Here is a 25,711-nt window from a genome sequence, read left to right as displayed (position 1 = left end):
CGTGAGCGAGCGGAACCTCCTGGAGGAAGAGTGACGCCCAGTCAGTGCTACGAAGTCACCATCGTCGGCGGCGGTCTCGGCGGCCTGACCGCCGCGCTGGCCCTGCGCCAGCGCGGACTGCGGGTCACCGTCCTGGAGCAGGCGCCCCAGCTCGGCGAGATCGGCGCCGGCATCCAGACCGCGCCCAACGCCAGCCGGATCCTGCTCGGGCTCGGCCTGCGACGCCAACTCGAAGCCATCCGCACCGAACCGCTGGACCAGGTGCGGCGGCGCTGGCAGGACGGCAGCGTGGTCGCCCTCACCCCGCTCGGCCAGTTCTGCAAGGACCGCTTCAACGCCCCCTATTGGCACTACCACCGGGCCGATCTGCACCGCGTGCTCATGGACGCCTGCCTCGACCCGCACGGCCCGGGACCGGTGGTGGCCCTCCACACCGCGAGCCGGGTCGTCGCACTGGACCGCACCCGGCCCGAGCGGCCGGTGGCGCTCCTCGACGACGGGCGGCGCTTCGTCGGCGATGTGCTCCTCGGCGCCGACGGCGTCCGCTCACGGGTGCGGGAGCTGATGGGCGCGCCCGACACCCTGCTGTTCTCCGGCGAGATGGCCTACCGGGCGCTCATCCCGGGGGAGTTGATCGCGGCCGACCCGGCCACCCGTTGGCTGGTGGACCGCTATCAGAGCACCATCTGGTACGGGCCGGGGCGACACCTCGTGCACTACCTGATCCGTGGCGGCGCGTACCTGAACGTGGTGGCGTGCGTCCCGTGCACCGACGAGGTCGCCGAGAAGTGGACGGTGACCGCCACCCCGCAGGACCTGGCGGACGCGTTCCCCGGCTGGGACGACCGGGTGCCGGCGATGCTCTCCAAGGCGAAGGAGAACGTCAGTTGCTTCGCCCTCTACCACCGGCGCCGCGATCCGATCTGGACGGACGGCAACGTGGCGCTGCTCGGCGACGCCTGTCACGCCATGCTGCCCTACCAGGCCCAGGGCGCCTCGCAGGCCATGGAGGACGCCGCGGTGCTGGCCGAGGAGTTGGGGGCGGTGACGGTATCGGGGGTGCCGGAGGCGCTGCGCCGGTACGTCGACCGGCGGGCCAAGCACGCGGGGATGGTGCAGGAGGCGTCCTGGCAGAACAAGACCTTCTACCACTTCCCCGACGGCCCCGAACAGCGGGCGCGCGACGAGCAACTGCGCCGCTTCGACGGGGAGTCGGACCTGTCCTACGAGTGGCTGTGGCGGGGGACGCCGCTCAACGACCCGGATCAGACCGCGTTCTCCTATCCGTTCGCGCGCTGAGCGCCGAGCGTCCTCGGCCCGTCCGCCCCACCACCGCCAGAGACGAACAGGAACCGCATGAAACCCGCCCCCTTCCGCTACCACCGGGCCCGCGACGTCCAGGGCACCACCGCCTTACTCGCCGAGCTGGGTGAACAGGGCGACGACGCCAAGATCATCGCCGGCGGCCAGAGCCTGGTCGCGATGATGAACTTCCGGCTCGCCCGGCCCGGCCACCTGGTCGACATCGGCGCCCTGCGCGAACTCGACCACCTGGGGGTCGGGCCGGACGGCGCCCTGCACATCGGGGCGCTGACCACCCATCACACCGTCGAGACCGCCCCCGCCGGGGCGTTGGGGCCGGGGTTCGCGGTGCTGCGCCGGGCCATGGAGTGGATCGGTCACCTGCCGATCCGGACCCGGGGCACCGTCGGCGGCAGCCTCGCGCACGCCGACGCCTCCGCCGAGTGGTGCCTGCTGGCCCACACCCTCGGCGCCGAGCTGCACGCCACCGGCCCACAGGGCGGCCGCCGGCTGCCCGCCGCCGAGTTCTTCCTCGGCCCGTACACCAGCCTGCTGGAACCGGACGAGCTGCTCACCGAAGTGGTCTTCCCGCGGCCCGCACCGCACGCCGCGCTCACCGAATTCGCCGAGCGCAGGGGCGACTTCGCGCTCGTCTCGGCGGTGGTGGACCTCGACGTCGAGGCCGGGCGGGTACGCGGCGGCCGGGTCGGGCTCGGCGGGGTCGCACCGGTGCCGGTGCGGGTGCCGGAGGCGGAGGCGGTGCTGGCCGGCGGCGGCTCGTTCGCCGAGTGCGCCGACGCGGCGGCCGCGGCCGTCGATCCACCGGACGACGCGGGCGGCAGCGCGGCCTACCGCCGGCGGCTCGTCCGCGCGCTGGTCGAACGGGCGGCGACGGGGGCCCTGGCCACTACGCAGACGGGGGAGGCGGGGTCCCGGTGAGGGGCACGGAGAACAGCGCGGAGACCGGCGCCGGGAACGGCCCGCGGGACGGCGGACGGCTCATCGGGCGGTCAGTGCCGCGCCGCGAGGACCCCCGACTGCTGACCGGACGCGGCCGGTTCGTCGACGACATCGCGCTGCCGGGCATGCTGCACGCCCAGTTCGTCCGCAGCACCGTCGCGCACGGCGAGATCACCTCGATCGACCTGGACGCGGTGCGGGCGGTGCCGGGCGTGCTCGCCGCGTACACCGCCGACGACCTCCGCCTCGGCGACATCACCGCCGAACTCGACCGCCCCCGGACCGAGTTCGTGCCGACCGCGATGCCGGTGCTGGCCCGCGACCGGGTGCGCTACGTCGGCGAGCCGATCGCCCTCGTCGTCGCCGAGAACGCCTACGCCGCCGAGGACGGGCTGGAGGCCGCCCGAGTCCGCTACGCCGTCCACCCGCCGATCACCGGCGAGGCGGCGGCCCTGGCCGACGGCGCACCGCTCCTGCACGCCGCGGCGGCCCGCAACACCCTGGTGGACGTCGAACTGTTCGCCACCGACGGCATTGACGAGGTGTTCGCCACCGCCGACCGCGTCGTCCGGATCGAGGCCCGCACCGGCCGGCAGAACGCGCTCCCGTTGGAGACCCGGGGCGTGCTGGCCCACTGGGACGACCGGGAGGAGCAGCTCGTCCTCCAGACGTGCAGCCAAGTCCCGCACCAGGTACGGACGGTGGCCTCGCGCTGCCTGGGGCTGGCCGAGCGCTCGGTGCGGGTCGTGGTGCCCGATATGGGCGGCGGGTTCGGGCTCAAGTGCGTGGTGGGGCGGGAGGAGATCGCCGCGGCGGCGGCCGCGCTCCGGCTGCGCCGCCCGGTGAAGTGGATCGAGGACCGCAAGGACGCCCTGACCGCGTCCTTCCTGGCCCGCGAGCAACACTACGACGTACGGGCCGCGTTCGACGCGACCGGCCGCATCCTGGCGCTCGACGCCGACGTGGTCTGCGACATGGGCGCCTACTCCTGCTATCCGTTCACCGCCGGCATCGAACCGCTCATGGCGGCGGCCGAGATGCCCGGCGTCTACAAGATGCCCGCCTACCGGGTGCGCGGCCGGGCGATCGCCACCAACAAGGCGCCCTCCGCGCCGTATCGCGGGGTCAGCCGCCCGCAGTACGTGATGGTCGTGGAGCGGCTGTTCGAGCGCGCCGCCCGCGAACTGGACCTCGACCCGCTGGAGGTCCGCCGCCGCAACCTGATCACCGACTTCCCGTACACCGGCGTCAACGGCATCACCTACGACCCCGGCTCCTACCGCGAGTCGCTGGACCTGTGCGAGCGGACGCTGCGCGCCGAGGGCTGGTACGAGCGGGCCCGCGCGGCCCGCGCCGAGGGCCGGTACCTGGGCATCGGCTACTCCTGCTTCAGCGAACGCACCGGCTACGGCACCACCGCGTTCGCCCAGCGCAAGATGGCCGTCGTCCCCGGCTACGACCTCTCCGAGGTTCGGATGGACCCCGGCGGGGCGGTGACCGTCACCACCGGGACGATGAGCCACGGGCAGAGCCACGAGACGACCATGGCTCAGATCGTCGCCGACGAACTCGGCCTGGAACTGGACCAGGTGAAGCTCCGCCAAGGGGACACGGACCGGGTCGCCTACGGCTGGGGCACCTTCGCCAGCCGGTCGATCGCGGTCGGTGGCAGCGCCGTGCGGCTGGCCGCCGGACGGCTCGGCGGGAAGCTGCGCGCGCTCGCGGCGGCCCGCTGGGACGTCCCCGTGGAGGACACCGTCCTCGGCCCCGGAAAGGTGCTCCGCCGCGACGACCCCGACACCGCGCTCGGCTACCCCCAACTCGCCGAAATCGCCCATCTCCGCGCCGACCTGCTCCCCAAGGGCACCGAGCCGGGCCTCACCGCGACCGCCTCGTTCGACGTCTTCAATGACGGGACCTTCTCCAACGCCACCCACGGCACCGTCGTCGAACTCGCCCCCGACACCGGCCGGGTGGAGATCCTGCGCTACGTCTGCGTCGAGGACTGCGGGGTGGCGATCAACCCGCAGGTGGTGGACGGCCAGTGCCGGGGCGGGATCGCCCAGGGCATCGCCGGGGCGCTGTTCGAACAGGTCACCTACGACGCGCAGGGCGAGCCGTCGGCGACCAGCTTCATGGACTACAAGGTGCCCACCGCGCACGAAATTCCCGAGGTGGCGATCCACCACTTGGAGACGCCGTGCGCCTTCACCGAGACCGGGGCCAAGGGCGCGGGCGAGGGCGGCACGATCGGCGCACCCGCCGCGGTGCTCAACGCCGTCAACGACGCCCTGCGCCCCACCGGCGTGGAACTGGACGACACCCCGATCACCCCCGAGACGGTGCACCGCGCCCTGCACCGCGAGCACTACCAGGAGAGCACCCGATGACCACGCCCCCACAACTACCCGGCACCGCAACACCGGACGCCGTCGCTCCGCCCGACACCTCGCCGCTCGCCGAGCGGGAGCTCCAGCTCATGGCCCTCGACGTGAACGGGGTCCGCCACGAGGTGATCACCGAACCGCGCCGCACGCTCGTCGACGTGCTCCGCCACGACCTGCGGCTGACCGGCACCCACGTCGGCTGCGAACACGGCATCTGCGGGGCCTGCACGGTGTTGCTGGACGACCGCCCGGTGCGGGCCTGCCTGATCTTCGCGGCGCAGGCGGAGGGGGCACGGATCCGGACGGTGGAGTCGGTGGGGGCGGGGTGTTCCCCGGGGAGTGCGGGGGCCGCGGGGGCTAGCGCGGAAGTGGATGTTCCGGATGGTGGGTCGGACGGCGGGTCGCCGGATGCGTCCGGCCAACTCAGCGATCTGCAGCGCGCGTTCCGGGATCGGCATGCCCTCCAGTGCGGCTTCTGCACGCCCGGATTCCTGATGCTGGCCGAGGGGTTCCTCGCCGAGCGGCCGGACCCGTCCCGCGAGGAGATCCGCGAGGTGGTGGCCGCCAACCTGTGCCGGTGCACCGGCTACCAGCCCATCGTCGAGGCGATCGAGGACTGCGCCGCGGCCCGGCGCGCCGCTCGCGCGACCACCCGCCCCGAACCCCGCAAGGAGAAGTGATGCAGCTCAGCAACACGGTGCCGGTGAACGCGGCGCCCGATGCGGTGTTCGCGCTGATCAACGACGTGGAGCGGGTGGCGTCCTGCATGCCGGGGGCGGTGCTCGACGGCCGGGACGGCGACGCCTGGCAGGGCCGGGTCCGGGTGAAGGTCGGGCCGATCACCGCCGCGTACGCGGGCACGGTGCGGTTCCTGGAGACCGACGCCGACCGCCGGCGACTGCGGGTGCAGGCGCGCGGGGCGGACGCCCACGGCAACGGGGACGCGGAGGCGGAGGTGACGCTCACCGTCGCCGAGGCGCCGGAGGGCGCACGGCTGGAGCTGGTCACGGACCTGGTGATCCGCGGCAAGCTGGCCCAGTTCGGGAAGGGCGCGATCGGAACGGTCTCGACGCGGATCCTGGAGCAATTCGCCCGGAATCTGGGCGGGTTGCTGGACGGGCAGCGCGGCGGCGCGAGCGGAGGCCGGGCCGAACCGGCCGGTGGGGCTGCTGTGACGCCCTCGGCTGCTTCGGGTGGGGCGACGGGCGTCAGCGCGACGCCTGTTGCCGCCGGCAGCGGCGAACTCGACGGCCTGTCGGCACTCCTCGGGCCCGCTGCCGGGCCGTTGCTCGCCAAGTACGGGCCACTGGCCGCCGCGTTCACCGTAGGGGTCGTCGAGGGCTGGCTGTTGGGGCGGCTCGCGGGGATGCGGCGGGAGCTCAAGACGCTGCGGAGGCCCGGGGCGCCGCGGCGGGGGCGCGCATGAGCCACTACGGGACGGCCACCGACCGTACGTATGCGCGCGCCGGGCTCGGCGCGCCGGTGCGCCGCGGTCGGCGGCCCGCGCTCATCGTCGTCGATCTGACCCGGGGGTTCACCGAGGACCGCTTTCCGACCGGGGCCGACCTGAGCGAGGTGGTGGCGGCCACCGCCCGCCTGATCGAGGCCGGCCGCCCGGCCGGCGTGCCGGTGGTCTTCACCGCGATCGCCTACGCACCCGCCGAGGTGTCCGGCGACCGGATCGCCTGGCTGCGCAAGGTGCCCGGACTGGCCGCCCTGGTGGAGGGCAGCGAGACGGTCGCGCTCGATCCTCGACTGCCGCGGCGGGAGACGGACACGTTGGTGGTGAAGAAGGGCGCATCGGCCTTCTTCGGCACCTCGTTGGCCGCCTCCCTGACCGCGCTGGGCTGCGACACCGCGGTGGTGTGCGGCGCGACCACCAGCGGCTGCGTGCGCGCCACAGCGGTCGACGCGGTGCAGTCCGGCTTCCCCGTATTGGTCCCCCGGGAATGCGTCGGCGACCGGGCGGCGGGCCCGCACACCGCGGCCCTCTTCGACATCCAGGCCAAGTACGGCGATGTCGTGGGGGTGGCCGACGCGGTCGACTATCTGGGCGGCCTGGCGGGCGACTTGGGCGATGCCGCGCGCAACTCGCCGCCGTAATCCGGCCCTTATCCGATCCCTTTTCCGCCCTCGTTCCCCGTCCTCCTTCCTCGCCCTCGTTCCCCTCCCGTTCTCGCCCTCGCCCTCGTCCTCCTCCGGAAGGATTCCGCCATGTTGGAGAGCCCGCGGTCCGGCTCGGCATCCCGATCCGTCCTCCAGTCCGCCCTCGCGGATCTGGCCGACCTGCCCGCCACCAGCCGGTGGGTGCGTTCGGGGCCGACCCGGTTGCACGTCCTGGACTACGGGGGTGACGGGCCCGCGTTGGTGGTGCTGCCGGGGATCACCAGCCCTGCCGTGACCATGGACTTCGTCGCCCGTGAACTCACCGACCTGGTACGTCCGGTGGTGGTCGACGTGCGCGGCCGCGGGCTGTCGGACAGTGGCCCGGATGGTGCGTCGGGCGGCCAACGGGACGGCGGCGGATCGGACGGCCCCGGGGGCGGTGGCGGGGACGTTGGTGCCTACGGGCTGGAGGCGTACGCCGCGGACACCGAGGCGGTGATCGAAGGGCTTGGCCTGGAGCGGCCGCTGCTTTTCGGGCATTCCATGGGCGCACGGATCGCGGCGGCGGTCGCGGCCCGCGGCACGGTGGCGATCGGCGGCAGCGTGCTGGCCGATCCGCCGATGAGCGGGCCGCGGCGCGGCCCGTATCCCACCACGTTGGAGGCGTTCCTCGGGCAGTTGGCGCAGGCCGAACGCGGCACGGACGCCGAGGAGGTGGGCCGGTCGTGGCCCCGGTGGCCGCGCCGGGAGAGGGAGTTGCGGGCGCGCTGGCTGTCCAGTTGCGACCGTGACGCCGTCGTCGCCACCCACCGCGGCTTCGAGACCGAGGACTTCTTCGACTGGTGGCCCGCCGTCACCGGCCCCGCTGCGCTGCTGTACGGCGCGGAGAGTCCGGTGGTCACGGCGGCGGGGGCCTCGGAGGCGCGGGCCCTGCTGCCGTCGGCCGCGGTCTCCGCGGTGCCGGACGCGGGCCACATGGTCTTCTGGGACAACCCGTCGGCGGCTCTGGACGCCCTGCGCGCGGCGCTGCGCCCCATGCTGGTGTGAGGGGTGTGAGCATCATGACGGTCCGCGACTGCCGCCCGCGCGCACCGTGATTGAGTGGCCCCATGGCTGACGAGACCACGACCTCCACAACTGAATCCCCCGCGGCGTCCCCGACTGCCGGCACCGGGGCGGCGATCCCAGCGGCCCTGGCGGCCGCGCCCGGTTACCAGGTGCGCCGGCTCTACCAGGCATACCTGGCCGTGTGGGTGCGGGCGGTCGATCCGACGCTCACCGGGCCGCAGTTCGCGGTGCTGACCGCGGTGGAGGCGACGCCGGGGCGGGACCAGCGGTCGATGGCTTCGGCGGTGGCGCTGGACACCTCCACGATGGCGGACGTGGCCCGGCGGTTGGAGGGCCGGGGCCTGATAGTCCGCCGCGCCGACGCCGCCGACGGGCGCCGCAAGCTGCTGTTCCTGACCGAGGAGGGGCAGCGGACGCTGCGGGCCGCCCGCGACCGGGCCCGGCAGTTGGACGACCGGCTGCTGGCGCCCTACGACGCCGCACAGCGCGGCGACGTCATGCAGTTGCTGACGTCCCTGGCCGACCGCTGGGAGGGCCTGGCCGGGGAGTCCTGACCGGGCGCCCGGCCCGCACCGCCACGGCGCCCCTGGATACGCGCATACGACCGCCGTACACCCCGTACGCGCGGTATGCCCGGTACGTCCCTAGGAGAACCCGTGACGGAACACCACATCGGCCTGATCGTGCCCAGTTCGAACCTCACCATGGAGACCGAGCTCCCCCGGATGCTGCGGGCCCGGGAGGCCGAACTGCCCGACGACCGCTTCGTCTTCCACAGCAGCCGGATGCGGATGCGACACGTCTCGCCCGAGCAACTGCGGGAGATGAACGCCCAAACTGAGCGGGCCGCGCTGGAACTCGCCGACGCCCGCCCCGATGTCGTCGCCTCCGCCTGCCTGGTCGCCATCATGGCGCAGGGTCCCGGCCATCACTGCGCGGCGGAGGCGGAGATCGCGGAGGTGCTGCGCGGGCAGGGCGCGCCGACGCCGGTGGTCTCCAGCGCGGGTGCGCTACTGGACGGCCTCGCGGCCCTGGGCGCGCGCCGGATCGCGGTGGTCACGCCGTACGTCAGGGAGTTGACCGCGCTCGTCTGCGCGTACATCGAGGACGCCGGGGTGGAGGTGGTGGACGCGCTGAGCCTGGAGGTGCCGGACAACCTGGCGGTCGCCCGGCTCGATCCGGGCGCGCTGCTGGACCACTGGCGACGGCTGGACCTGCGGCGGGCGGACGCCCTGGTGCTCTCGGCGTGCGTGCAGATGCCGTCGCTGGCCGCGATCCGGCCGGTCGAGGAGGCGTCCGGGTTGCCCGTGTTGTCGGCGGCGACCGCGACCGCCTACCGGGTGCTGGGCGAACTGGGGCTGGCGACCCGCGTGCCGGGGGCCGGGCGGCTGCTGAGCGGTGAACTGGCCGGGTAGCGGCCGGTCCTGGTAGTGAGGTGGCGACGGGACGTGTCGCTGACTCCCCGGTGGCTCGCGCGCGGTAGCCGCCCCTCCCGGTTCCTTTCCGGGGGCGGGGTGCGACGATGGGGCCTGTCATGGATGCGGGGCACGTTCTCAGGGGGCTGCGCGCCGCGGTGTTCGCGGCGGTCTGCGTGCTCCTGGCTGCGCTCGGGCACGCGGTGATGTCGGATGCCGCGGTGCCCGGCTGGATGCTGCTCGCGGCCGGTCTGGCGACCGCGGCCGGGGCCTGGTGCTTCGCCGCGCGTGAACGCGGTCCCGTATTGGTCGGGTTGCTGACCCTGGTCACCCAGGCCGTGCTGCACAGCGCGTTCTCCTTTGGGCAGGCGGTTTCCGGCGCCGGCGCGGACCCTGCGGCCCTCACCCGCGAGTGGGCGCGTACCTGGCTCTGCGGCGCTCAAGGACTGTCGCTCGCGGACCTGGAGGCGGCGCGGGCCCTGTCCCCCTTGGGGCAGGCGGGCACGGGCGCGATGAACACGTCCGACTCGGCCATGGCCCACATGGGCGGGTCCTCTATGGACATGTCCTCCACCGGCATGTCCTCCATGGGCATGCACGGCAGCGCCTTGGGGATGCTCGCCGCGCACCTGCTCGTCGCCCTGCTCAGCGCGTGGTGGCTGTGGGGCGGGGAGCGGGCGGCGTTCCGGTTGGTGCGGAGCGTCTCCGCCTGGTTGTTCGCGCCCCTGTTGCTGGTGCTGCGGGCGGTGCTCCCGGATACCCGCCCGGGCCCGCGTCCCGCCCGACAGGAGCCGCGGTGTGCGGCGCGGCAGTTGCTGCTGGCGCACGCCATGTCCCTGCGGGGTCCCCCGCGTGAGCCGGCTGTCTCCTGACAGCACGGTCGAATTCCCGAGCCGGACCGCCACCGGAGCGTACGGGCCACTGCCCCGCGCCCGGTGTCCCGGCTCCTACTTCACCGGTCGCCCGCGCCGTCGCGCGGCCAACCGGATCACGCGAAGGACTCCAGAGGACTCCACATGATGATTCCTGTCCGAACGCCGGTGGTGACACGGCCGCTTGCGCCCACCCCCGGTCACCGGGAGCCGGCGGGCCGCGGCGAGCGCCCGGCACTCCCCGGTTACTCAGCTCTGTCTCTGGCGCTCCCGATTTGCTCAGCGCGACGCGCGGCGCTCCACAGTTACTCGATCCGGCGGTCGGCGCTCCGGGGCTCCGCAACCGAGCGGCCGACGCTCCCCCGTTGCTCAGCCCGCCCGACGGCCCGAACGGAGGCGGGCGAGCAGCGCCTCGACGGACGCCGACGTCGACTCGAAGGGCTCCGGGGCCGGTTCGAGGGACGCTTGGGTCGGCTCGACGGACGCTTGGGGCGGTCCGCCGCCGGCGACCGGCGGTGCGGCCATCTCGTCGTCGTGCCCGGCGGCGCTGCCGACGACCACGGTGAGCGCTCGCGCGCGGGCGTCCCATTGGCGGCAGCCCCGGCAGCCCGACAGGTGGTCGTCGAGACGGCGGGCGGTGAGCCCAGGGGGCAGCGCCTCGCCGTCGAGGCGGGCCGACAGTGCCGTACGGATGCGCGAGCAGAGCATGCCCCCATCCTCCCCGAATTGGTCCGGACCGGCGAGGGGCGGTTGCGGCATGCGTGACGACGAGACGGTGACGGGCTGGGCGCTGGCCGCCCGGGACGGTAATGAGCACGCCGTCGAGCAGTTCGTGCGGGCCACCCAGCTCGATGTGCGGCGCTACGTCACACACCTCAGCGGGGAGCCGCAGGCGGCCGACGACCTGGTGCAGGACACCTATGTGCGGGCGCTGCGCGGCCTGCCCCGGTTCGAGGGCCGGTCGTCGGCGCGGACTTGGCTGCTGACGATCGCCCGGCGGGTGGTGGCGGACCGGATCCGCACCCATGCGGTGCGGCCCCGGCTGTCGGCGACCGACGACTGGCAGTCCGCCGCCGAGCGGGTCCAGCCGCGCGGCGTGCCGGGCTTCGAAGAGGGCATCGCGCTGGCCGAGTTGTTGACGGCCCTGACGGCACAGCGGCGGGAGGCGTTCGTGCTGACGCAGTTGCTCGGACTGCCGTATGCGGCGGCGGCCGGGGTGATGGGCTGCCCCGTGGGGACGGTGCGCTCACGGGTGGCCCGCGCCCGGGAGACGCTGATCGCGCTCTTGGCGGAGGCGGAGGCGGATACGGAGAGGGAGATGACGGCTGGGGCTAGGGCTGGGGGCGTGACCGCGGAGAGGAGCGGAACTAGGGCCCCAGGAACCCCTGTTGCTCCCGCTGCCCCTACTGCCCCCACGGCCCCCACGGCCGCTGGCGCCCCATTCGTCGCCTCTACTCCCTCCATCACACCCGCAGCCTCGGTTGTGGCTCCCGCAGCGGCTGGTGCCACGCAGCGGAGACCGCTGCCGGGCGACCGGCAACCGCGCCGGCTCGCCGCCGCCCTGGCCTGACAGGTCGGGCACGACGAGCAACGGGGGCTCAGGGGCGGGTCTCAACTCGCCCCTGAGCCCCCGACGGCGGCATCAGGGTTCCCTGATCGCGTTTTCCGGGATTTCCCCGATCCCCAACGGCCGCCGTTCTCCGTACGGTTGAGTCATGAACCGAGACACCCGCACCCAGAATGTTCCGGCCGAGGCAGACCGGCGGCGAACCCTTGCTCGCCGGGCCGCCTCCGCCGATCCGTCCCTCACGACGGCCGCGCGCTCCATACCCACACCCGCGACCGCCTGATTCGCCTCACCCAGCTCCGTTTTCCCCTCTCACCCACCTGCTCCCGCCACTTCACCGCGCATCACCATGAATGACCCCGCATCACCCCACCGCGCCCTCCGCCCGCTCTTCGCCGGGGCGTACCGCTCGGGCGTGGACGGTGAGGGGTGGGCTGTCGCGGAAGTGCAGGGTGAAGGTGAGGCGGTCGCCGGGGGCGAGCCGGGGCGGCGGACTGATCATGATGTCGAGGGTGGTGGGCGTCATGACCAGTGAGCCCCCGGCGGGAACGGTGGCGCCCTGAACCATCGCCATGGACCGGGCGTTGCGCCCGACGGCAACATCGCGACTGAGCATGGCGCGGTGGCCGGGCGGGCCGGTGACGGCGGTGAGGACGTCGTCCGCGGCGCCGGTGTTGCGCAGGGTGAAGAAGGCGGCGGTGGCGTCGTTCCCGGCGGGGATCAGGACGCGGCCCTCGGCAGCGGTCAGGCGGGCGGGGGCGCCCGCGTTCCCGGTGGCGGCCCAGGCAGTAAGGGTGCCCAGGGTCGCCAGGCAGGTGACGACCGGCACGGCGACGGCAGCGAGGTGAGAGCGATTCATACGGTCTCCCGAGTTCCCCTCTTGCGGGGCGCGTTGCTGAGGTCGCCGCCCGAAGAGGAGGTGGCGAGGTGACGGGCTGAGTCCGAGCGGGCGGGGCGACGGCGGGCCGTGCGCGCAGCGGCCGATGGCTGCCAGGCGCGCAGGCGCAGGCTGTTGCCGACGACGAGAAGGGAGCTGGCGGACATGGCGGCCGCCGCGAGCATCGGGTTGAGCAGCCCGACGGCGGCGAGCGGCACGGTGACGAGGTTGTATCCGAACGCCCAGAGGAGGTTGATACGGATGGTGGCGAGTGTGCGACGCGCGAGGCGCACGGCGTCGGCGATGGCTTGGAGGTCCTCGCGGACGAGGGTGACATCGGCGGCCCCGATCGCGGCGTCGGTGCCGCTGCCCATGGCGATGCCGAGGTCGGCGAGGGCGAGCGCCGCCGCGTCATTGACCCCGTCGCCCACGACGGCGACCCGACTCCCCTGTTCCTTCAGGGTGGTGACCAGCGCGGCCTTGTCGTGGGGACGGGCCTCGGCGTGGACCTCGGTGATGGCGAGTTGCCTGGCGATCGCCTGGGCGGTGGCCGCGCGGTCCCCGGTGGCCAGCACCGGTCGCAGGCCCAGTCGACGCAGGTGGTCTACGGCGCGGTATCCGTCGGGGCGGAGCGAGTCGCCAAGGGTGAGAACGGCTTCCGGAGTGTCGTCGACGGTGACGAGGACCGCGGTACGGCCGGTGGATTCGGCGGCGCGGACCGCGTCCGGTAGCGGGGCCGGGAGTCGGGTGAGGTCGTCCGGCGGCCGGACGACGGTCACCGTGCGCCCGCCGATCACGCCGCGGACGCCGTATCCGGGCGTGGCCGTGAAGTCGCGGACGGCGGCGGCCGGTTCGAGGGTGCGCTCGGTCCCGAGGCACTCGCCGGCGTGCGCGATGACGGCGCGGGCCACGGGGTGCTCGGAGCCCTGCTCCACGGTCGCGGCGAGCCGCAGCACATCATCCGGGTCGAGACCATCGGCCCGCGGCGTGAAGTGGCTGACGGCCATCCGGCCGGTGGTGAGGGTACCGGTCTTGTCAAGGACGACGGTGTCGATGCGGCGCAGGCGTTCCAGTGCCGCCGGACCACTGACCAGGATGCCGAGTTGGGCGCCCCGGCCGGTGGCGGCCAGCAGCGCGGTCGGGGTCGCCAGACCCAGGGCGCACGGGCACGCGACGACGAGCACGGCGACCGCTGCGGTGACCGCGGCCTGGGCGTCGGCGCCCGCACCGAGCCAGAATCCCAGGACGGTGACCGCGATGGTCAGCACGGCGGGGACGAAGACCGCGGCCACCGCGTCCGCGAGCCGCTGGGCCTGGGTCTTGCCGGTCTGGGCGTCCTCGACGAGCCGGGTGATCCGGGCCAGTTGGGTGTCGCCACCCACCGCATCGGCCCGCACCTCCAGCAGGCCGCCGGAGTTGACCGCGCCACCGACCACCTCATCGCCCGGTCCGACCTCGACGGGATGGCTCTCGCCACTGATCAGGGAGAGATCCAGGGCCGAACTGCCGCTGACGACGGTGCCGTCGGTGGCCACCCGCTCGCCCGGCCGCACCAGGAACCGGTCACCGACCCTCAACGACCCGATAGGGATACGGCGTTCGGAGCCGCCCGTCCCCCGCACCGAGACCTCCTTGGTGGCCAGTTCCGCCAGGGAGCGGAGCGCGGCGCCGGTGCCGCGCCGGGCCCGGGCCTCCATCCGCCGTCCGGCCAGCACGAACAACGGGACGCCGACGGCGGCTTCCAGATAGAGGTGGGCGGTGCCGTCGCCTGCCGTGGGCAGCAGGCTGAACGGCATGGTCATCCCCGGCGCGCCGGCGCCCCCGAGGAAGAGCGCGTAGGTGGACCAGCCGAACGACGCGACGACGCCGAGGGACACCAGGGTGTCCATGGTCGCGGCACCGTGCCGGAGGCCGCGCAGCGCACGGACGTGGAAGGGAGCCGCGCCCCACACGGCAACGGGGGCAGCCAACATGAAGCAGAGCCACTGCCAGTTCCGGAACTGCCAACCGGGCACCATCGACAGGAACAGGACGGGGAGCGAGAGGAGAGCGGTCACCAAGAGCCGGCGATGCTCAGCCCGGACGGCGACACGGGCGGCGGCATCGGCATCGGTATCGGCATCGGTACCGATGTTGACTTCGGCGCCGGGATTGGTGCGGGTGTCCACACCAGTGGCGACCCGGGAGCCGGTGCGGGAGCCGGAGCGGGAGCCGGAGCGGGAGCCGGAGCGAGTGTCTGCGTCGGCGCTGGGGTAGGCGGCGGCGTGGGCGTTGCCGTGGGGCTGGTCGCCATGGCGGGCGTCGGCGTGACGCTGGCCGCCGGGGCCGTCGCCGTTACGACAACTGGCGCCGGAGCCATCGTCGTTGTTGCGGTCGGCACCGGGGCCGTCGTTGCTGTGGCGATCGGCGCCGGGACGGTCGCTGTGGTGGCGGTCGGCATCGAGACGATCGTCGTTACGGGCAGTGCTGTGGCAGGTAGTGCTGCCTTGGGAGGCGCTGCTGCTGCGGAGGGAGCGTCGTGGCCGTACGCGGCGGATGACGGGGGCGGCGGGTCCGGGAGGGGGGTGGGCGGGGCGGGGGCGGGGACGGGGAGCCGGGCGGTAAAGCCGGCGGCCTCGATGGTGGCGATGAGTGCGTCAATGGAGACCGATGCGGGGTGGCTGACCCGAGCCCGTTCGGTGGCCAGGTTCACGGTCGCGATGACGCCGTCCAGTCGGCCCAGTTTCCGCTCGACTCGGCCCACGCAGGCGGCGCAGGTCATCCCGCCGATGGCGAGGGTGGTGGTACGGCCCGGGTCCACCGCCGGGGGCTCGACGGGGTCTTGGGCAAGGGGATGTGCGGGGGCGGCGTCGCCGCCGGACGAGGTCGGGCGGGGCCTCTGGAGGTGCGGCCTCGGGCGGGGTTGTGGGGTCATCGCCGTGCCCCCGTTGCCGTGTGGGTCGGGGAGGAGAGGGGCGGCGCGGTTGCGGTAATGCCCCTCGACGGCACCGCCCGTAGGGCGCCTCGTGCGTCAGGCACACCCCGCGCACCCAATCCACCCCGCGCGCCCAGTACATCCCGTGCGCCCAACGCATCCCGAGCGGCCAGCACATCCCCCATGGCCCCTACGTCCCGCGTGGCCCGCGCGCCCAATCCGCCCCGTGCGCCCAGTACATCCCGCGCGCCCAGCGCATCCCGTACGGTCAGCACGTCCCGAGCGCCGCGGGGCCTCTCTGCACTCTTGGCCGACATTCCGCGCATCCCCGGCATGTTGGGGGTTCCGTCGCGGTCGTTGCCGGAGGGGTCGGTGGTGCCCGGGCGGGTGCGGTCGGCGGGGTGGAGGCCGGGGGCCACCGGTCCGGCGGCGCTGCCCACCGCGTATGAGAGGGCGCCCAGCAGCGCCAGGAGCGCCACGAAGCCGAGCACCGCGGGGGCCGGCAGCAGCAGCCGGAAGGGCAGGGGGCGGGGCGAGGGCCGGGGGCGCCGGGCGCGGCCGGGTGACGGGGAGTCGGGTGCGGAGGCCCGGAGTGCTGGGGTGGTCATCGCGTCATCGTGGCAGCTCGCGGCGGCGACGGACGGACGATCGGGGGTCGATCGGCGCGTGAGGTTTGTCCCGTTCGCGGGGCGGAACTCGGGGCCGTTCCGGGGCGACTAACTGGGTTTGCCCGCATCCCCTTTCGATGGCCTGGTTCCGGAATTGCCCGCGTTGTGCTGGGAACTGGGAGCGTTCCGCGCCCGACCTCTCAGACGCCGCGCCGAACCGGTGCGGCGAACCGAAGGAGAGGACGGGCCGATGCCACGGGACGCGGCGGGGGGACAGAAGGAGCGGTGGGGGCTGGTCGCCGTCGCCGGGATCTGCTCGTTCCTGGCCATGTTCGACATGGGCGTGATGACGGTGGCGGTGCCGGACATCGCCGGCGGCTTCGACGTTCCGGTCGCCATCGCCCAATGGGCGGTGCTGGGTTATCAACTCCCGGTGGTGGCCCTGCTGTTGCCGGCCGGGCGGTGGCTCGATCGGGCGCCGTTGCGGCCCGTGGCGCTCGGCGCGCTGGCCGGCTTCGGCCTGTGCGGCGCGGCGGCGGCCGCCGCACCGGCCGTCGCGGTGCTGATCGGGGCGCGACTGCTCCAAGGGGCGTGCGGCGCCGTGCTGTTCGTGCTGATGCCGCTGTTGGCGATCCGCGCGGTACGACCGGAGCTGCGCGGGCGGGCGATGAGCGTGCCGGCCACGCTCGGGCCGCTCGGGGCCGTCGTCGGGCCGGCGTTGGGCGGGGTGCTGCTGGACCACTGGGGCTGGCGCGCCGTCCTGTTGGTGAAGTTGCCGCTGTGCGCGCTCGCCTGGTGGGTGGCCCGCCGCGGGCTCCCGCCGGGCGGACGGCCGGCCGCGCCGGGGCGGGCCGAGTGCCGGGACGCCGCGCTGGCCGGTACCGCCGTCGGGGCGCTGCTGCTCGGGCTGACGTTCACCGAGGGGTGGGTCGGGCCGGTGCTGTGCGGGTTCGCACTGGTGCCGGGTGTGCTGTGGGCCCGGGGTGACGGTGGGCGACGCGTGCGCGGTGCGCTGCGGGCGGCCCGTACGGGCGGGATCCACGGTGCCGTGCTGGCCCTCGCGATGGCCTTCGCTGCGGTGCACTTCCTGCTGGCGGTGCACCTCCAACGCGCGGAGGGCGTCTCGGCGTTCGACACCGGGCTGACGCTGCTCGCGTTCCCGGCCGCGATGGCGGTGGCGGGGCCGGTGGGCGGTCGACTCGCGGACCGTTACGGGGCCCGGCCGGTGGCGGTGACCGGGGCGGCGCTGGTCGCCGCCGGGTTCGGCCTGCTCGCCGCGGCCGGGGACTGGCCGCCGCTCCAGGTGGGCTGGCGGCTGGCGCTGGCGGGGTTCGGCATGGGGCTGTACGGCGGGCCGGCCCAGTTGATGGTGCTCGATGCGGCGGGGCCGGAGCGGATGGCCACGGCCGGTTCGACCGTCCAACTCGCCCGTAGCGCGGGCTTCGCGTTCGGTCCGGCGGCGGCCACCGCCTTGGGAAGCCTGGCCGGGGCGCGCACCGGTCCGGTACTGGCCACGGCGGCGGCGCTGTTGGCGGCGGCACTCCTGGTGAGGCCGGCGGGGCGGGCCACGACGGCCGCATCGGTGGGCTCGACCCCCGCGCCGCCGCCGTAGTCGCGGTCCACGCCCCTCGTTCCGCCACTCACGTCGCCAGGCCGCACACCGCCAGCCGCCAGCCGCCAGCCGCCAGCCGCCAGCCCGAACGCCGTTGCCACATCGGACCGGACGGCGCCGACGCCACCGAGCGCCCCGACCCACGCCCCCGAACGCGGATGCCACCACACGCCACACGCCACACCCCACCCCGCCCCTCCCCACACTCCCCCTCCCCACTTCACCCCCCTCTCCACCCCAAAGAAAGGCACCCCATGTGCGGCATTACCGGTTGGGTTTCGTTCGGCGAAGAGCCCGGGGGGCGGCCCCGCGTCATCGAGCGGATGACCGCCGCGCTCGCTCCCCGTGGGCCCGACGGTTCGGGTACCTGGGTCGGTCCGCATGCCGCACTCGGGCACCGGAGGCTGGCCGTGCTCGACATCGAGGGCGGCGCGCAGCCCATGACGGCGAGCGCCACCGGCGCCCCACGGGCCAGCGGGAGTCCCACCCCCGACACGGTCGTCCTCAGCTACAGCGGCGAGGTCTACAACCACCACGAGCTGCGCGCCGAACTCCGCTCCGCCGGACGGGAGTTCGCGACACGGAGCGATACCGAGGTGGTGTTGCGCGGCTACCAGGAGTGGGGTGCGGGGCTGGCCGAGCGGCTGGTGGGCATGTACGCGTTCGCCGTGTGGGACGCGGGGGCGCGCCGGCTGTTGCTGGTGCGGGACCAGATGGGCGTCAAGCCGCTGTACTACGCCCGGACGCCCGACGGCGGCCTGGTCTTCGGCTCCGAGCCCAAGTCACTGTTCGCGCACCCCGATTGCGTACCGCGGGTGGATGCGCAGGGGCTCCGGGAGGCGTACGGCCTGGTGTTCGGGACGGGGGCGACGCTGTGGGCGGGGGTGCGGGAGGTGCCGCCCGGCGGCCTGGTGGCGTTCGACCGCGACGGGCTGACCGAGCGGCTCTACTGGCAGTTGACCGCGCGGCCGCACGGTGACCCGGACCTCGCGGCCACCACCGCCGGGGTCCGCGAGCGCCTGGAGCACGCGGTGCGTTCCCAGTTGGAGGCCGATGTGCCGCGGTGCAGTCTGCTGTCCGGCGGGCTGGACTCGACGGTCGTCACGGCGCTGCTCGCCGACGAACTGCGGCTCCGGGAGGGCCCTAAGGCGCGGTTGCGCTCGTACGCCGTCGACTACAGCGACCAGGCGGAGCGCTTCACCGGCGATGTGCTGCGCACCGGGCACGACGCGCCGTACGCCGTCGAGGCGGGCGCGTTCATCGGCACCGAGCACCAGACCGTGGTGCTGGACCCGCAGGCGCTGTTGGACCCCGGGCACCGCACGGCCGTGGTCGCGGCCCGCGATTCGCCCATCGGCGTCGGCGACATGGACACCTCGCTGTACCTGCTCTTCGGCCGGATCAGGGAGCACTCGACGGTGGCGGTGTCGGGCGAGGCCGCGGACGAGGTGTTCGGCGGCTACCCGTGGTTCCACGATCCGGCGGCGCTGGCCGCGCCCACGTTCCCGTGGCTGCGGGTCACCAGCGACGAGGCGGCGATGCCGCTCCACCCGGAGCTGGCCCGGGAGTTGCGCATCGGGGAGTTCCAGCGCGACACCTACCGCGCGGCGCTGGCAGCGGTGCCGCACCTCGACGGCGAGAGCGCGGCGCAACACCGGCAACGCGAGCTCCAGCACCTGTCGCTGACCCGCTGGCTGCGCCAGCTCCTGCACCGCAAGGACCGGCTCAGCATGGCGCGGGGTCTGGAGGTGCGGGTGCCGTACTGCGACCACCGGCTGGTCGAGTACGCCTTCAACGCGCCCTGGGAGCTGCACCGGCACGACGGCCGGGAGAAGAGCCTGCTGCGCGCCGTGGGCGCCGGGCTCGCCCCGCGGTCCGTGCTGTGGCGGGCCAAGAACCACTATCCGGCCACCCACCACCCCGACTACAACCGCGGGCTTCAGCGGCTCGCCCGCGAGGCGTTGGACGCGGCCGGCGGGCGGGTGCGCGACCTGGTCGACGAGCGGGTCCTCGCCGCCAACCTGACGACCGCGCCGGAACGGCTGGAGTGGGGGCACCGGCTGCGGCTGGAACGCGTGGTGGACCTCGCGCTGTGGCTCGACCTCTACCGGCCGGAGATCGCCGTGTGAGCCGCCCGGCGCCCGTACGGGCCGGTCCACCCACCTGCCCTCGCCCGCCCTCCCCCCATCTCCCACCGAAGGAAGACCAGATGAAACCCACCGACCCCAACTCACCGGACACCATCGGCCCGATGGACACCGCGGCCCCCGCCACCCCGGGAGACTCGACGACGAGCCCACCGATGAACGCGACGACGAACCCGACGACGAACGCGACCGAGAAGGCGACCACAGCCCATCCGGTAGAGCCGGCAGGGCCGGCAGAGCCGAGAGGGCTGACAGAGCCGAGAGGGCTGACAGAGCCGAGAGGGCTGGTAGAGCTCTACGGTCCCGCCTACAAGCGCGACCCCTATCCCCTCTACGCGGAGTTGCGGGAGCGCGGCCCCGTTCACCGCGTCCGCTTCCCCAGCGGGGTGTGCGCCTGGCTGGTCACCGGGTACGAGGCGGCGCAACGGGCCCTGACCGACCCGCGGTTGGGCAAGCACCACTCGCGCGGCAACGCGGCCTGGCGGGCGCGCGCCTCGATCATGCCGGAGCCGCAGCACTCGCAACTCCAGGTGCATCTGCTGCACCAGGATCCGCCGCGGCACACCGCGATGCGGCGGATGATCACCGATGCGTTCGCACCGCAGCGGGTGGAAGCGCTCCGTCCGCGCTTCCAGGAGTTGGCCGATGGGCTGCTGGACCGGTTCGCGGGCGTCGGCCGGGCCGACCTGGTCACGGAGTTCGCGGCGCACTTCCCGTTCCGGGTGCTGGCCGAAGTGATCGGCCTGCCCGAGGAGTTCGCGGTCCGCTTCGACCGGGACTGGGGGAAGGTGGTGCAGCCGGTCGGGCCCGCGGACCCGGGCCGTCCGGCGTACGAGGCGCGGCTGCGCGGGCTCCAGCAGTACATCGCCGATCTGGTCGGGCACAAGCGGCGCACACCGGGGGCGGACCTGCTGTCCCGTCTGGTGGCCGGTCGCGACGCGGGCGAGCTGACCCAGGAGGAACTGGGCTCGATGGTCTTCCAGTTGCTGGTCGCGGGCCAGGAACCGGTCACCAACCAGATCACCACCGCGCTGGTCACCCTGCTCCGCCACCCCGAACACCTCGCCGCGTTGGCCGCCCGGCCCGAGCTGTTGCCCCGGGCCGTCGAGGAACTGCTGCGCCACGACGCCGCGTTCGAGCTGACGACCTGGCGGTTCTTCGCCGAGGACAGCGAGTTGCACGGGGCCCGGATTCCGGCCGGCGACTCGGTGATCGTCTCGCTGTGCGCGGCCAACCGCGACCCGCGTCGCTTCGCCGACCCCGACACCCTCGACTTCGACCGCTCGCCCAACCCGCACCTCGCCTTCGGCCACGGCATCCACTTCTGCCCGGGGGCCGCACTCGCCCGCGCCGAGTTGCAGATCGCGCTGGGCACCCTGCTCCGCCGGCTGCCGGGCCTCCGCCTGGCCGTCCCGGAGGACCAACTGCCGTGGATCCCGGCGGTCCTGGCCCGCGGGGTGAACCAACTCCCGGTGACGTACGAACACGCACCGGAGCGGGCCCCTGACCAGGCCCCCGGTCCCGGCACGTACGCCACCGGCTGCCCGATCACCGCGGCCCGCTCCACCAGCGCGACGGACGCACCAGGCAGGCCGAGCTCGCGGAACGCACCGCACACACCGGCTCCCCGGGACAACGCATGCTGACGCCCCACACCCTCGGCACCGACCGCCCCATACCCGCCACCCGCACCACCACCCTCACCACGTCCGCCGCCTCCACCGCCTCCACCTGCGAGGCGATCCTCCGCGTCCTCCTCCCCTACCGGCGCACGCTGGACGACGCCCCCGGCGGCGACACCCCGGGCGCCTTCCCGGTCCAACTGCGCCAGTTGGCCCCCTGGGTCGCAGCGGGGCGGCCGATCCCCCTCACCCTGCCGGGCTTCCCCTGCAAGTCCCCCAACCCCGCGAAGGTGCTCGGCCCGCTCCCCGACGAGGGCGAGCGGCTCGCGCTGCGCTTCCTGGACGGGCTGTGCACCCGTATTGCGGCCGTGTACCCACCGGGCGCCCGGGTGGTGATCTGCTCGGACGGGCACGTCTTCAGCGACCTCATCAGGGTGCCGGACGCCGACATCGATGCGTACGGGGACGGGCTGCGGGCGCTGCTCCAGGAGGAGGGGCTGGCGCCCCGGTTGAGCGTCTTCGATCTGCGGGGCGCGTACGGGGACCTGCCCTATGACGCCAAGCGGGCCCGTATCGAGGCGGAGCACGCGCCGTCGCTGGCGGCACTGCGGGCCGAGACGCGGGCCGATGAGACCGCCCGGCGGCTGTACTTGGGCATCACCCGGTTCCTCTTCGAGGACACCGACCTCGACGGCTACCCCGGCACCCGTTCGGCGTTGCAGCGGGAGTGCCGGGCGCGCGCCTACGGGGTGATCCGTCGGAGCCGGGCCTGGGGCGAGCTGATCGCCGGGTACCACCCGGGGGCGGTGCGGCTGTCGATCCACCCGCAGCCGCGGGGGTCGGCCAAGTTCGGGATCCGCCTGCTGGACGCGCCGGACGTGTGGACGACGCCGTGGCACGCGTGCGTGCTGGAACACGGCGATGGGCGGCGGGAGTTGCTGCGCCGGGCGGACGCCGAGCGGCGGGGCCGTCTGGTCCTGCGGCACGGGCGCCCCAGCCACTTCGCGACAGCAACAGCAACAGCAACGCCGGACGTCGACCCTCCAGCGGCATGAACGCGGCCGTGCCCGCAGTCCCCCGGCTCCCCGGAGGACTGCGGGCACCCCCTCAGCCCGCTACCCGCCCCGGTGATCAAACGCGATCAACGGATCCCCCGTCAGCGGATGTTCCGTCACCGCTGCCCGCACCCCGAAGACCTCCGCCAGCAGCTCCGGCGTCAGTACCGTCCGCGGCGGCCCGGAGGCCACCAGCCGGCCGTCGTGCAGGACGTGCAGGCGGTCGCAGAGCGACGCCGCGGCGTTCAGGTCGTGCAGGGAGATCAGGGTGGTGCGGGCCCGGTCGCGGAGCAGCGTCAGCAGCTCGACCTGGTGGCGGACGTCGAGGTGGTTGGTGGGTTCGTCCAGCACCAGCACGTCCGTGTCCTGGGCGAACGCCCGGGCCAACAGGACGCGTTGCCGCTCGCCACCGGAGAGCGCGGTGAACCGCCGGGCCTCCGTGCCGGACATGCCGACGGCGGCGAGCGCGTCGGCCACCGACGCCCGGTCGGTGTCGTCCTCGCCGGCGAAGGCCCGTTTGTAGGGCGTGCGCCCCATCGCCACCACCTCGCGCACCGTCAGCTCGAAGTCGACGGCGCGCTCTTGCGGGAGGGCCGCGATGTGGCGGGCGGTGCGGCCGGGGGACAGGGTGGCGAGGTCGGTTCCGGCGAGCAGGACCCGGCCGGCGGTGGGGCGCAGATGCCGGTAGACGGTCCGCAGCACGGTGGACTTGCCGCTGCCGTTGGGGCCGACCAGCCCGACGATCTCGCCGGCGGCCGCCATCAGATGCACCCCGGCGACCACGTCCCGTCCGGAGTAGCTGACCCGCAGCTCCTCGATGTCGATCCTCATCGTTCGGCCCCCAACCGCCGGTCCAGCACGAACAGCAGGGCCGGCGCGCCGATCATCGCCGTGACGACCCCGACCGGAAGCTCCTGACCGTCCAGGGCCGTTCGGCAGACCACGTCGACCACCACCAGCAGCAGCGCCCCGGTGAGGGCGGACAGCGGCAGCAGCCGGCGGTGGTCGCCGCCGACGACGAGCCGGCACAGGTGCGGCACCATCAGGCCGACGAAGGCGATGGCTCCGGAGACCGCGACCAGGACGCCGGTCAACAGGCTGGTCACCACGAACAGTTCGCGGCGCAGCCTGGTCACGTCCACGCCGAGCCCGGCCGCCGTCTCGTCACCCATCAGCAGGGCGTTCATCGCGCGGGCCCGGGCCTGGAGCAGCAGCAGGCCGGCCGCGACCGCGAGTGCCGGCAGCCACAGCGCGCCCCAAGTGGCCCCGCCCAGGCTGCCCATCAGCCAGAACAGCACCCCACGGGTCTGTTGTTCGTCGCCGGCCTGGAGGACGAGGTAACTGGTGAAGCCGGACAGGAACTGGCCGATGCCCACGCCCGCCAACACCAGCCGCAGCGGCGAGAATCCGCCGCCGCGCCGCGCCATCGCCCACACCAGCGCGAACGCGGCGAGCGCCCCGGCGAAGGCGGCCGCCGACATGCCGAGCCCCAGCGCCCCGCCGGCCCCGGCGCCCAGCACGATCGCGGCGACCGCGCCGAGCGATGCGCCGTTGGAGATGCCGAGGAGGTACGGGTCGGCGAGCGGGTTGCGCACCAGGGCCTGGGTCGCGGTGCCGACCAGCCCGAGGCCGGCGCCGACGCAGGCCGCCAACAGGGCTCTGGGGACGCGGAGTTGCCACACGATCAGTTCGTCCGTGCCGGGGTGCGGCGCGGCCCCGCCGAGCCGGCGCAGCACCACCGACCAGACGTGTCCGGGCGGCAGGTCGGTGGCGCCCAGCGACACCGCGGCGGTCAGCGCGCCGGCCAGTGCCACGGCCAGGACGAGGGCGAGCGGCCCGGTGCGCGGCAGGCGCGTCCGCTCGCGTACCGGGGCGAGCGGCCGCGCCCCCACTACCGGCCTCCCTTGAACCGTGCCGGGTACAGGGTGTGCGCGATCTCCTCGACGGTGTCGGCGTTGCGGGTGCCGGCGATGGTGGTGGGCTCCGAACCGATCCGCAGGAACCGCTCGTTGCGGACCGCGGCCAGGCCCTTGGTGGCGGGGAAGGACGTCAGGAACTGCGCGGCCTGGTCGAACGCCTTGGCGTTGGCGGCCGCGTCGCCGCGGTCGCGGACGGCGAGTTGGATCCAGTCGGGGTTCTTGGCGACCACGTCCTCCCAGGAGACCGGCGTGAAGTCCCCGTCGCAGTCGCCGAAGACGTTGCGGGCGCCGGCCTGGGTGATCACGGCGTTGGCGACCTGCTTGCCGCAGACGGCCATCGGCTGCTTGGTGCCGGCGTCGAAGTCGAAGAAGAAGTAGCGGGGCCGCTCGGCCTCGGGCACGTCGGCGACGGCCTTGTGGACGGCGGCGACCTTGGCGCGCATGCCGGCGACGAGTTCCCGGGCCCGTGGCGCGGTGCCGGTGACGGCGCCGAGCCGGGTCAGGTCGCCCTCGACACCGGACAGGTCACGCTGCGGGCCCTTGGCCATCGGGGCGCAGGCGGTGGAGGCGAGGTAGACGTGGCGGATGCCGGCCGCCTTGAACTCCTCGTCGGTCGGGGCGTCCCCGGCGCCGCCCATGCCGCCCATGCCGCCCACGCCGCCCATGGCGGCGAAGGTGTCGATGTAGAGGTCGGCGCCGGAGCCCAGCAGCTTCTCCTTCGGGATGACGGCCTTGCCGAGGACCGGCACCTTGGCGGCCCGGGCGCCGAGTCCACCCGGCAACGTCCCCCTGCCGGGCGGGAATCCGGTGCCGATGACCCGGTCGCCGGCGCCGAGCCGGAGCAGCATCTCCAGCGCGGCGGCGTTGCTGGTGACGATCTTCCGGGGCGGGGCGGTGAACGTGGTCTCCACGCCCTTGCAGTCGGCGACCCGTACGGGGAAGCCGTCGCGGCCCGGTGGACCGCCGTCCGCCCCCGTAGCGCGTGTCCCGCCGCCTGAACCGCATGCCGTGGCGGTCAGCGCGATAACCGCCGCGAGTCCGCACCACTTTCCTGGGCGCATGGGCCTTCTCCCCTACCACTGTGACGCTCCGGCCGGTCCGCCGGCCGCGGGCCACCCTCGTGGCCCGGCACAGGTAGTCGGGGAGGCGCCGCCTCCGGTTCCCGCCTCCTGGCGTTCATGTCGAGCGATCACTCATCGAGCGACTACTCGTCCTCGCACGCGCCCCACCGAGGAAGAGGAGGGGCGCCGCCGGCGGCGGGTCCGGCGGCACGGGTGACG

At 74.1% G+C, this 25,711-nt stretch carries 22 protein-coding genes and 1 pseudogene; 15 read left to right on the top strand and 8 right to left on the bottom strand.

Features of this window, described 5'->3' with window-relative positions; translation table 11 throughout:
• The first annotated feature begins 30 nt into the window (after window positions 1–30).
• From PV796_RS33835 to PV796_RS33790, 10 genes are all read left to right on the top strand, one after another.
• On the top strand, window positions 31–1,299 hold the full coding sequence (locus PV796_RS33835) for an FAD-dependent oxidoreductase (protein WP_274917531.1): 1,269 nt from the start codon (window positions 31–33) through the stop codon (window positions 1,297–1,299).
• A 57-nt stretch (window positions 1,300–1,356) separates the two neighbouring features.
• A complete protein-coding gene (locus tag PV796_RS33830; RefSeq protein WP_274917530.1) occupies window positions 1,357–2,241 on the top strand; it encodes an FAD binding domain-containing protein in 885 nt (294 codons plus the stop codon).
• A complete protein-coding gene (locus tag PV796_RS33825; RefSeq protein ID WP_274917528.1) occupies window positions 2,238–4,652 on the top strand; it encodes a xanthine dehydrogenase family protein molybdopterin-binding subunit in 2,415 nt (804 codons plus the stop codon). The genes PV796_RS33830 and PV796_RS33825 overlap by 4 nt, the downstream gene beginning before the upstream one ends.
• Window positions 4,649–5,329, top strand: a complete 681-nt coding sequence (locus tag PV796_RS33820) for a (2Fe-2S)-binding protein (protein ID WP_376564227.1) — start codon at window positions 4,649–4,651, stop codon at window positions 5,327–5,329. The genes PV796_RS33825 and PV796_RS33820 overlap by 4 nt, the downstream gene beginning before the upstream one ends.
• A complete protein-coding gene (locus PV796_RS33815; RefSeq protein ID WP_274917527.1) occupies window positions 5,329–6,075 on the top strand; it encodes an SRPBCC domain-containing protein in 747 nt (248 codons plus the stop codon). Before PV796_RS33820 ends, PV796_RS33815 begins: the two co-directional genes overlap by 1 nt.
• A complete protein-coding gene (locus PV796_RS33810; protein ID WP_274917526.1) occupies window positions 6,072–6,752 on the top strand; it encodes an isochorismatase family protein in 681 nt (226 codons plus the stop codon). The genes PV796_RS33815 and PV796_RS33810 overlap by 4 nt, the downstream gene beginning before the upstream one ends.
• Before the next feature lie 111 nt (window positions 6,753–6,863).
• Window positions 6,864–7,802: an alpha/beta fold hydrolase gene (locus tag PV796_RS33805; protein ID WP_274917525.1), complete on the top strand. Its 939-nt coding sequence runs from the start codon at window positions 6,864–6,866 to the stop codon at window positions 7,800–7,802.
• 62 nt (window positions 7,803–7,864) lie between these two features.
• Window positions 7,865–8,377, top strand: a complete 513-nt coding sequence (locus tag PV796_RS33800; RefSeq protein ID WP_274917524.1) for a MarR family winged helix-turn-helix transcriptional regulator — start codon at window positions 7,865–7,867, stop codon at window positions 8,375–8,377.
• Window positions 8,378–8,479: 102 nt separating this feature from the next.
• Window positions 8,480–9,238 carry a maleate cis-trans isomerase family protein gene (locus PV796_RS33795; RefSeq protein WP_274917523.1) on the top strand — a complete coding sequence of 253 codons (759 nt, stop codon included), beginning with the start codon at window positions 8,480–8,482 and terminating at the stop codon, window positions 9,236–9,238.
• A gap of 119 nt (window positions 9,239–9,357) precedes the next feature.
• Window positions 9,358–10,110, top strand: coding sequence for a PE-PGRS family protein (locus PV796_RS33790; RefSeq protein ID WP_274917521.1), 753 nt, complete (start codon window positions 9,358–9,360; stop codon window positions 10,108–10,110).
• A 369-nt stretch (window positions 10,111–10,479) separates the two neighbouring features.
• On the opposite strand, the gene PV796_RS33785 is transcribed toward PV796_RS33790, so the two are convergent.
• Window positions 10,480–10,818, bottom strand: a complete 339-nt coding sequence (locus PV796_RS33785; RefSeq protein ID WP_274917520.1) for a zf-HC2 domain-containing protein — start codon at window positions 10,816–10,818, stop codon at window positions 10,480–10,482.
• Between the two features lie 49 nt (window positions 10,819–10,867).
• Between PV796_RS33785 and PV796_RS33780 the strand changes: the two are divergent.
• Window positions 10,868–11,410 (top strand): annotated as a pseudogene (locus PV796_RS33780) (sigma-70 family RNA polymerase sigma factor); the annotation flags it as partial.
• A gap of 631 nt (window positions 11,411–12,041) precedes the next feature.
• On the opposite strand, the gene PV796_RS33775 reads toward PV796_RS33780, so the two are convergent.
• From PV796_RS33775 to PV796_RS33760, 4 genes are read right to left on the bottom strand one after another with little or no spacing between them, the layout of a single operon-like run.
• Window positions 12,042–12,536, bottom strand: coding sequence for a copper chaperone PCu(A)C (locus tag PV796_RS33775; RefSeq protein ID WP_274917519.1), 495 nt, complete (start codon window positions 12,534–12,536; stop codon window positions 12,042–12,044).
• Complete coding sequence (locus tag PV796_RS33770) at window positions 12,533–14,572, bottom strand: heavy metal translocating P-type ATPase (RefSeq protein ID WP_446750705.1); 2,040 nt, start codon at window positions 14,570–14,572, stop codon at window positions 12,533–12,535. Before PV796_RS33770 ends, PV796_RS33775 begins: the two co-directional genes overlap by 4 nt.
• Window positions 14,573–14,607: 35 nt before the next feature.
• The gene (locus PV796_RS42465; protein WP_446750649.1) at window positions 14,608–15,468 is read right to left on the bottom strand and encodes a heavy-metal-associated domain-containing protein; all 861 of its coding nucleotides are present in this window, start codon (window positions 15,466–15,468) and stop codon (window positions 14,608–14,610) included.
• The gene (locus PV796_RS33760; protein ID WP_274919412.1) at window positions 15,465–16,076 is read right to left on the bottom strand and encodes a hypothetical protein; all 612 of its coding nucleotides are present in this window, start codon (window positions 16,074–16,076) and stop codon (window positions 15,465–15,467) included. Before PV796_RS33760 ends, PV796_RS42465 begins: the two co-directional genes overlap by 4 nt.
• Before the next feature lie 250 nt (window positions 16,077–16,326).
• On the opposite strand from PV796_RS33760, the gene PV796_RS33755 reads away from it, so the two are divergent.
• From PV796_RS33755 to PV796_RS33740, 4 genes are all read left to right on the top strand, one after another.
• A complete protein-coding gene (locus tag PV796_RS33755; RefSeq protein ID WP_274917518.1) occupies window positions 16,327–17,688 on the top strand; it encodes an MFS transporter in 1,362 nt (453 codons plus the stop codon).
• Between the two features lie 254 nt (window positions 17,689–17,942).
• Window positions 17,943–19,817: an asparagine synthase (glutamine-hydrolyzing) gene (gene asnB, locus PV796_RS33750; RefSeq protein WP_274917517.1), complete on the top strand. Its 1,875-nt coding sequence runs from the start codon at window positions 17,943–17,945 to the stop codon at window positions 19,815–19,817.
• 80 nt (window positions 19,818–19,897) lie between these two features.
• Window positions 19,898–21,481, top strand: coding sequence for a cytochrome P450 family protein (locus PV796_RS33745; protein WP_274917514.1), 1,584 nt, complete (start codon window positions 19,898–19,900; stop codon window positions 21,479–21,481).
• On the top strand, window positions 21,475–22,512 hold the full coding sequence (locus PV796_RS33740; RefSeq protein WP_274917513.1) for an isocyanide synthase family protein: 1,038 nt from the start codon (window positions 21,475–21,477) through the stop codon (window positions 22,510–22,512). Before PV796_RS33745 ends, PV796_RS33740 begins: the two co-directional genes overlap by 7 nt.
• A gap of 60 nt (window positions 22,513–22,572) precedes the next feature.
• On the opposite strand, the gene PV796_RS33735 is transcribed toward PV796_RS33740, so the two are convergent.
• The 3 genes from PV796_RS33735 to PV796_RS33725 are packed head-to-tail and all read right to left on the bottom strand — an operon-like array spanning window position 22,573 to window position 25,492.
• Complete coding sequence (locus tag PV796_RS33735) at window positions 22,573–23,343, bottom strand: ABC transporter ATP-binding protein (protein ID WP_274917512.1); 771 nt, start codon at window positions 23,341–23,343, stop codon at window positions 22,573–22,575.
• Window positions 23,340–24,404: a FecCD family ABC transporter permease gene (locus PV796_RS33730; protein WP_274917511.1), complete on the bottom strand. Its 1,065-nt coding sequence runs from the start codon at window positions 24,402–24,404 to the stop codon at window positions 23,340–23,342. Before PV796_RS33730 ends, PV796_RS33735 begins: the two co-directional genes overlap by 4 nt.
• On the bottom strand, window positions 24,404–25,492 hold the full coding sequence (locus tag PV796_RS33725; protein ID WP_274917510.1) for an ABC transporter substrate-binding protein: 1,089 nt from the start codon (window positions 25,490–25,492) through the stop codon (window positions 24,404–24,406). The genes PV796_RS33730 and PV796_RS33725 overlap by 1 nt, the downstream gene beginning before the upstream one ends.
• Window positions 25,493–25,711 lie beyond the last annotated feature (219 nt).

It is taken from the genome of Streptomyces sp. WZ-12 (assembly GCF_028898845.1).
GTDB lineage: Bacteria > Actinomycetota > Actinomycetes > Streptomycetales > Streptomycetaceae > Streptomyces.
The sequence above is the reverse complement of the archived record's forward strand: the minus strand, read 5'-3'. Positions and strand labels throughout refer to the sequence as shown.

What these genes read in the sequence shown, in the direction of transcription:
- PV796_RS33830 (WP_274917530.1), top strand. Translation starts at nt 1,357, where the DNA reads ATGAAACCCGCCCCCTTCCGCTACCACCGGGCCCGCGACGTCCAGGGC.
- PV796_RS33820 (WP_376564227.1), top strand. Translation starts at nt 4,649, where the DNA reads ATGACCACGCCCCCACAACTACCCGGCACCGCAACACCGGACGCCGTC.
- PV796_RS33815 (WP_274917527.1), top strand. Translation starts at nt 5,329, where the DNA reads ATGCAGCTCAGCAACACGGTGCCGGTGAACGCGGCGCCCGATGCGGTG.
- PV796_RS33810 (WP_274917526.1), top strand. Translation starts at nt 6,072, where the DNA reads ATGAGCCACTACGGGACGGCCACCGACCGTACGTATGCGCGCGCCGGG.
- PV796_RS33805 (WP_274917525.1), top strand. Translation starts at nt 6,864, where the DNA reads ATGTTGGAGAGCCCGCGGTCCGGCTCGGCATCCCGATCCGTCCTCCAG.
- PV796_RS33800 (WP_274917524.1), top strand. Translation starts at nt 7,865, where the DNA reads ATGGCTGACGAGACCACGACCTCCACAACTGAATCCCCCGCGGCGTCC.
- PV796_RS33790 (WP_274917521.1), top strand. Translation starts at nt 9,358, where the DNA reads ATGGATGCGGGGCACGTTCTCAGGGGGCTGCGCGCCGCGGTGTTCGCG.
- PV796_RS33785 (WP_274917520.1), bottom strand. Translation starts at nt 10,818, where the DNA reads ATGCTCTGCTCGCGCATCCGTACGGCACTGTCGGCCCGCCTCGACGGC.
- PV796_RS33775 (WP_274917519.1), bottom strand. Translation starts at nt 12,536, where the DNA reads ATGAATCGCTCTCACCTCGCTGCCGTCGCCGTGCCGGTCGTCACCTGC.
- PV796_RS33770 (WP_446750705.1), bottom strand. Translation starts at nt 14,572, where the DNA reads ATGGTGCCCGGTTGGCAGTTCCGGAACTGGCAGTGGCTCTGCTTCATG.
- PV796_RS42465 (WP_446750649.1), bottom strand. Translation starts at nt 15,468, where the DNA reads ATGACCCCACAACCCCGCCCGAGGCCGCACCTCCAGAGGCCCCGCCCG.
- PV796_RS33760 (WP_274919412.1), bottom strand. Translation starts at nt 16,076, where the DNA reads ATGACCACCCCAGCACTCCGGGCCTCCGCACCCGACTCCCCGTCACCC.
- PV796_RS33755 (WP_274917518.1), top strand. Translation starts at nt 16,327, where the DNA reads ATGCCACGGGACGCGGCGGGGGGACAGAAGGAGCGGTGGGGGCTGGTC.
- asnB (WP_274917517.1), top strand. Translation starts at nt 17,943, where the DNA reads ATGTGCGGCATTACCGGTTGGGTTTCGTTCGGCGAAGAGCCCGGGGGG.
- PV796_RS33745 (WP_274917514.1), top strand. Translation starts at nt 19,898, where the DNA reads ATGAAACCCACCGACCCCAACTCACCGGACACCATCGGCCCGATGGAC.
- PV796_RS33740 (WP_274917513.1), top strand. Translation starts at nt 21,475, where the DNA reads ATGCTGACGCCCCACACCCTCGGCACCGACCGCCCCATACCCGCCACC.
- PV796_RS33735 (WP_274917512.1), bottom strand. Translation starts at nt 23,343, where the DNA reads ATGAGGATCGACATCGAGGAGCTGCGGGTCAGCTACTCCGGACGGGAC.
- PV796_RS33725 (WP_274917510.1), bottom strand. Translation starts at nt 25,492, where the DNA reads ATGCGCCCAGGAAAGTGGTGCGGACTCGCGGCGGTTATCGCGCTGACC.